Raw genomic sequence first — 5940 nt, 5'->3', positions numbered from 1 at the left:
GCTTTCGCGTTTCCCTTTCCGGCGCTTCCGACTCTATCAGATCCTTTCGGGCCTGATTCCCAGTCAGCGGGAGTTGCCTTCACGACTGTTGGGCCGTTCCGACGAGTGAGACTTTAGCGGATTCCTCGCTCCCGAGCTAATCGGGGGCTGCGTCCTTTCGAACGCGGATTCCTCATTCTGCAAATACGCACGCCAAGGGCACGACGAAGGATCGTCGATTGTTGGTGTTTACCTGCGGAATCGCTGTCCGGGGACCGACCGAGGTCGGCGCTCACGTCGGACAACCCGGAGAACACTACGGACGGGCCGAGGGCGTGTCAACTCTCTGCGGGTCGGGCCCCCGCCACGTAGCCTGGCCCTCATGACTTCGCGTACGTGTCACCAGCAGTGGTGGGCCGCCTGACGGCGGCCGCGCTCACGTACGCACTCGACGGCCGCCGCCCTCCGGCGGCCGTTCTCGTATCTCCCTCCAGGGGCGGCCTGCCGGTGGCGGTGGTCCTGACCAGGAGGATGAGAGATGACGCGGGTCTTCAGCGGGATCAAGCCGACCGGACATCTGACGCTCGGGAACTACCTGGGGGCCGTTCGGCAGTGGGCCGGGGTCGACCAGCACCGGACGGACGCCTTGTTCTGTGTGGTCGACATGCATGCGCTGACCGTGGACCACGATCCGGCACGGGTACGGAGGCTCAGTCGACAGGCGGCGACCCTCCTGCTGGCGTCCGGGCTGGAGCCGGAGCTGTGCACCGTCTTCGTACAGAGTCAGGTCGACGAGCACGCGCGGCTGTCGTACGTGCTGGAGTGTGTGGCCACCGACGGTGAGGCGCGGCGGATGATCCAGTACAAGGAGAAAGCCGCGCGGGAGCGGGACCGGGGTGGGAGCGTCCGGCTGTCGCTGCTGACGTATCCGGTGCTGATGGCCGCGGACATCCTGGCGTACGGGACGGACGAGGTGCCCGTCGGCGACGACCAGACGCAGCACGTGGAGCTGGCGCGGGATCTGGCGGTGCGGTTCAACCAGCGGTACGGGCAGGCGTTCGTGGTGCCGCGGGCGACGCATCCCAAGGTCGGGGCCCGGGTCATGAATCTGCAGGAACCGACGTCGAAGATGGGCAAGACGGACGACGTGGGACCGGGCATCGTCTATCTGCTGGACGAGCCGGATGTGGTGCGCAAGAAGATCATGCGGGCGGTGACGGACAGCGGACGCGAGGTCGTCTACGACCGGGTGGCACGGCCGGGGCTCGCCAATCTGCTGGAGATCCTCGCCGCCTGTGAAGGTGGGAACCCCGAGGACCTGAGCGGTGTATATGAGTCGTACGGAGCTTTGAAGAAGGACACTGCAGAGGCCGTGGTCGAGCTCCTCAGGCCCGTACAGCAGAGGCACAAGGAGTTGTGCGCCGATCCTGCGTACGTGGAAGAGGTGTTGCGGTTGGGTGCGGAGAAGGCCAGAGGGATGGCACGGCCGAGGGTGGACGCGGCGTACCGGGCGATCGGGTTGTTGGCCGGTTGACCGCGGTGCCGGGGGTGTGACGGCGGGGTCCCGCCCCCGGCGCTGCGGCTCGGGCGGCCGGCGCGGTCAGCTGTTGTTGCCGGAGGCCAGTTCGCGGCTGCGGTCACGGGCGGCTTCCAGCGCGGCGATCAACGCGGCTCGTACGCCGTGGTTCTCGAGTTCACGGATGGCGCTGATCGTGGTGCCTGCCGGGGAGGTGACGTTCTCGCGGAGTTTGACGGGGTGTTCGCCGCTGTCGCGGAGCATCGTGGCCGCGCCGATGGCTGACTGGACGATGAGGTCGTGGGCCTTGTCGCGGGGCAGGCCGAGCAGGATGCCCGCGTCGGTCATGGCTTCGACCAAGTAGAAGAAGTACGCCGGGCCCGAGCCGGAGAGGGCGGTGCAGGCGTCCTGCTGGGACTCGGGAACGCGGAGGGTCTTGCCGACGGCACCGAAGATCTCGTCGGCGTGCGCGAGATCGGCCTCGCTCGCGTGGCTGCCGGCGGAGATGACGGACATGGCCTCGTCGACGAGGGCGGGCGTGTTCGTCATGACACGGACGACAGGGGTGCCCGCTGCCAGGCGCTCCTCGAAGAAGGAGGTGGGGATGCCTGCCGCGCCGCTGATGACCAGGCGGTCGGCGGGGGTGTGGGGGGCGAGTTCGTCGAGGAGGGCGGCCATGTCCTGGGGCTTGACCGTCAGGATCAGGGTGTCGGCCGTCTTCGCGGCCTCCGCGTTGGTGACCGGGGTGACGCCGTAACGGGTGCGGAGTTCCTCGGCGCGCTCGGCGCGGCGGGCGGTGACCAGGAGGTCCGCGGGGGCCCAGCCGGCTCGGATCATGCCGCTGAGCAGGGCCTCGCCGATCTTTCCGGTGCCGAGGACTGCGACTTTCTGGGTCATGGTGCGGGTGCCCTCCGGGGGTGCGTCGTCCTGGGGCCATCCTCCCATCGGGGGTGCGGGTCCGGGTGACGTGTCCGGTGGGCGGGATGCGGCGCCCGGGGGCACAGGGGCACCGTGGGGCTCACCTCGTGCGGCGCTTCAGGGTCGCCGCTCCCAGGGTCAGGACCAGGAGGGCGCAGCCGGCGACGATCGCGACGTCCCGGATGAAGGTGGCCGTCATGTCGGTGTGGAGGAGGACTTCGTTCATGCCGTCGACGGCGTAGGACATGGGGAGGACGTCGGAGATCGCTTCGAGGGCGGGGTGCATGTCGGCGCGGGCGGTGAACAGGCCGCAGAGAAGGAGCTGGGGGAAGATCACGGCCGGCATGAACTGGACGGCCTGGAACTCTGAGGAGGCGAAGGCCGACACGAAGAGGCCGAGGGCGGTGCCGAGGAGTGCGTCGAGCAGGGCGACGAGGAGCAGCAGCCAGGGCGAGCCGGTGACGTCCAGGTCGAGGAACCAGACGGCGAGGCCGGTGGCGAGGGCGGACTGGATGATCGCCAGGGTGCCGAAGGCGAGGGCGTAGCCGGCGATGAGGTCGCCCTTGCCGAGGGGCATGGCGAGGAGGCGTTCGAGGGTGCCGGAGGTGCGTTCGCGGAGGGTGGCGATGGAGGTCACCAGGAACATGGTGATCAGCGGGAAGATGCCGAGAAGTGAGGCGCCGATGGAGTCGAAGACGCGTGGGCTGCCGTCGAAGACGTAGCGCAGCAGGAACAGCATCACGCACGGGATGAGCAGCAGGAGGGCGATCGTACGGGGATCGTGGCCGAGCTGGCGGAGGACGCGGGCGGCCGTGGCCGTCGTACGTGAGTAGTTGAGTGCCCTCGGGCGGGGTGGGGGTGTGGCCTCGGTGGGGCGGTGGGTCTTCGGGGTGGCAGCCGGGGTGGTCATCGAGTCCTCTCCTTCTGGGGTGAGGCTGTCGCGGCGGCCTCGTCGACCAGGTGCAGGAAGGCCGCTTCGACGGTGTCGGCGTGGGTGCGGGTGCGGAGGGCCTCGGGGGTGTCGTCGGCGAGGATTTCGCCCTCGCGCATCAGGAGGAGGCGGTGGCAGCGCTCGGCCTCGTCCATGACGTGCGACGAGATGAGGAGGGTGGCCCGGCGCTCGGTGGCGAGGGAGTGGAAGAGGTCCCAGAGGTCGCGGCGGAGGACGGGGTCCAGGCCGACCGTGGGTTCGTCGAGGACCAGGAGCTCGGGGGTGCCGAGGAGGGCGACTGCCAGGGAGACACGGTTGCGCTGGCCGCCGGAGAGGTTGCCGGCGAGGGTGTCGGCGTGGCTGGTGAGGTCCACGTCCGCGATGGCTCGGGCGACGTTCTCGTGGCGGCGGTCGGCGGCGGCACGGCCCGGGGCGAGGATCGCGGCGAAGTAGTCGAGGTTCTGCCGGACGCTCAGGTCGTCGTAGACGGACGGGGCCTGGGTGACGTAGCCGACGCGGGAGCGGAGGGTGGGGGCGCCCGCGGGGTGGCCCAGGACCTGGAGGGTGCCGGTGACCTTGTCCTGGGTGCCGACGATCGAGCGCATCAACGTCGACTTGCCGCAGCCGGAGGGGCCGAGGAGGCCGGTGATCTGACCGGGCGGGACCTCGAAGTCGAGGCCGCGGAGCACCGTGCGGGGGCCTCGGGTGACGGTGAGGTTCTCGGCGTGGATGGCGGGAGCGGACGGCGTGGCCGGAGCCGGGGCCGGGGTGCTCGCGGTGCTTGTCGCGGGGTCGGGAGGAGGGGACGCCGACTTCCCGGGCGAGTAATTCATCATGCGATGAATAATGCTCCGAGTGGGTTCGGTCGTCAAGGCGCGCGGAGGCGAGGAGGGCGTGAACGGCGGAGAGGGGGGCGTGGGCCCGGGGTGGACGACGGGAGCGCGAAGGGGACGCGAGGCGGTGTGGTGCGTGCGGGGCGAGGGGCGGTTCGGGCCGAGGTGAGGGGTGGTGCGCGCCGGGGTCGCTGTGGGAGTGCGGCATGCGGGCGGCCCCGGCGCGGAGCGCCGCGGTGTGTGAAGAGTCCGGGCGTAGAAGGTCGCCGTGGGGCGGGCCGTGCGTGGGTGGCCGTGGGTCAGGGGTGGGTGGCCACCAGGAGGTCTACGTCGTAGGTCTCCTCGATCTGTTCGTCGGGGAAGAGGACTCGGAGACGGGCCCGTTCCTCGGTGAGGAAGGTGTTTCTGGTGGTCTCGTCGAGGACCAGGAAGCCCGAGTGGGTCGCGATGTTGGCGAGGTGGGTGTCCAGGGAGACCCGGCGGCTCCAGCGGATGCGGCGGCGGGCGCAGTCCAGCCGGCCGGCGGTGGCCTCCAGGGCGGCGGGGGCGCCGGTGGTGCCGGTCTGTTCCATGGGGGCGTCGACGTCCAGGCCGAGGAAGCGGCGGATGCGGGTGGCGGCGTCGGCGATCCAGGGGACGTCGAGGGCGTCGGTGTTCCACCAGAGGGCGAGGGCACCGCCGGGCCGCAGCACGCGGAGGGCTTCCGGGACCGAGCGGGTGGGGTCGGTCCAGTGCCAGGACTGGGCGTAGGTGAGGAAGTCGACGGAGGCGGTGGCGAGGGGGAGGGCGTTGCCGTCGGCCCGGACGAGCGGGATGCGGGGGTGGGTGCGGCGGAACTCCGCGGCCATGCCGGCGCCGGGTTCGACCGCGAGGACGTGGGCCCCGTGGGCGTGGAGCAGTGCGGTGGAGATGCCGGTGCCGGCGCCTACGTCGACGGTGGTCGAGCGGGCGAACGGGCGGGCGGCCAGGTCCTCGATGGTGGGGAGGAGGGTCGGCGGGTAGGAGGGGCGGCTCGCCGCGTACTGGGCCGCGGCCCTGTTGAACGAGTGGGCTCGGGACGCACGTTGAGGGGTGTCCATGGGGACATGGTTATGGGGACATGGTTGTGGTGCGGGGCGGTTCGAAGAGAGGGTTCCCCCGTCCACCCAGCCCCGCCACCGGGGGCCTGTCCTGACTCAGCCTCGGGGGCGGCGCTTGGCCGGGTTGCCGGTGCGCTTGGTGGTACGGCGGGTGTACTGGGCCAGGGCGGTTTCGTAGGTCCGGCGGTGGAGGGACTCGCCGGGGGCCTCCTTCAGGGAGCGGAGGAAGTAGGCGGCGAGGGAGCCTATGAAGCCGATGGCGAGGAGGCCGCGCAGCGTGGACTGGCGGTCCGGGTCCGGGCGCCGGGTGAACGAACCCCAGGTGTGGCCGAAGGCCAGGGCGCTGCACACGGCGAACATGACGACGACCGTGATCGAGACGAAGCCGCCCACCGCCGCCAGTTGCAGTCCCTCGTAGGCAAGGCGCAGCACGAGACAGGAGGCCGCCACGGCGGCGAGGGAGCCGATGGAGACGGTCACGCGGCGGGCGGTGTAGTCGCCGTCGTGGTTCAGCCAGGTCGTCCCGAAGAAGCGGATGGGTTCGGGGAGGGGACCCTTGGGCGTCGTGGGGGCCTTGTTGGCCGCCGTCGGGGTCGCGGAGGCCGCGGGTGCCTTGACGGGCTGCGGCTTCGCCCCGGTTCCGGTCTGCTTGTCGCTCACCGGTCGATTATGGCTCCGGTGCGC

General features: G+C 70.7%; 6 protein-coding genes. 1 reads left to right on the top strand and 5 read right to left on the bottom strand.

Annotated elements, in window-relative coordinates:
- The first annotated feature begins 517 nt into the window (after positions 1 to 517).
- Positions 518 to 1513: a tryptophan--tRNA ligase gene (trpS, locus tag M8J73_RS41750; protein ID WP_249829810.1), complete on the top strand. Its 996-nt coding sequence runs from the start codon at positions 518 to 520 to the stop codon at positions 1511 to 1513.
- Positions 1514 to 1579: 66 nt separating this feature from the next.
- Here trpS and proC read toward each other — a convergent pair whose 3' ends face one another.
- The 5 genes from proC to M8J73_RS41725 all read right to left on the bottom strand — a co-directional run bounded on the left by proC (position 1580) and on the right by M8J73_RS41725 (position 5916).
- A complete protein-coding gene (gene proC, locus M8J73_RS41745) occupies positions 1580 to 2392 on the bottom strand; it encodes a pyrroline-5-carboxylate reductase (protein WP_055716589.1) in 813 nt (270 codons plus the stop codon).
- Between the two features lie 121 nt (positions 2393 to 2513).
- Positions 2514 to 3323, bottom strand: coding sequence for an ABC transporter permease (locus tag M8J73_RS41740; protein ID WP_249829809.1), 810 nt, complete (start codon positions 3321 to 3323; stop codon positions 2514 to 2516).
- The gene (locus tag M8J73_RS41735; protein WP_249829808.1) at positions 3320 to 4180 is read right to left on the bottom strand and encodes an ABC transporter ATP-binding protein; all 861 of its coding nucleotides are present in this window, start codon (positions 4178 to 4180) and stop codon (positions 3320 to 3322) included. Before M8J73_RS41735 ends, M8J73_RS41740 begins: the two co-directional genes overlap by 4 nt.
- Positions 4181 to 4476: 296 nt before the next feature.
- Positions 4477 to 5256, bottom strand: a complete 780-nt coding sequence (locus M8J73_RS41730) for a class I SAM-dependent methyltransferase (protein WP_249829807.1) — start codon at positions 5254 to 5256, stop codon at positions 4477 to 4479.
- A 96-nt stretch (positions 5257 to 5352) separates the two neighbouring features.
- Positions 5353 to 5916: a hypothetical protein gene (locus tag M8J73_RS41725; protein ID WP_055542901.1), complete on the bottom strand. Its 564-nt coding sequence runs from the start codon at positions 5914 to 5916 to the stop codon at positions 5353 to 5355.
- Between the last annotated feature and the right edge of the window lie 24 nt (positions 5917 to 5940).

The organism is Streptomyces neyagawaensis, from assembly GCF_023516595.1.
Lineage (GTDB): Bacteria > Actinomycetota > Actinomycetes > Streptomycetales > Streptomycetaceae > Streptomyces > Streptomyces neyagawaensis.
This window is presented reverse-complemented; position numbering and strand designations above follow the sequence as displayed.

Coding starts and splice junctions, on each gene's coding strand:
- M8J73_RS41740 (WP_249829809.1), bottom strand. CDS start 3,323: ATGACCACCCCGGCTGCCACCCCGAAGACCCACCGCCCCACCGAGGCC.
- trpS (WP_249829810.1), top strand. CDS start 518: ATGACGCGGGTCTTCAGCGGGATCAAGCCGACCGGACATCTGACGCTC.
- M8J73_RS41735 (WP_249829808.1), bottom strand. CDS start 4,180: ATGATGAATTACTCGCCCGGGAAGTCGGCGTCCCCTCCTCCCGACCCC.
- proC (WP_055716589.1), bottom strand. CDS start 2,392: ATGACCCAGAAAGTCGCAGTCCTCGGCACCGGAAAGATCGGCGAGGCC.
- M8J73_RS41730 (WP_249829807.1), bottom strand. CDS start 5,256: ATGGACACCCCTCAACGTGCGTCCCGAGCCCACTCGTTCAACAGGGCC.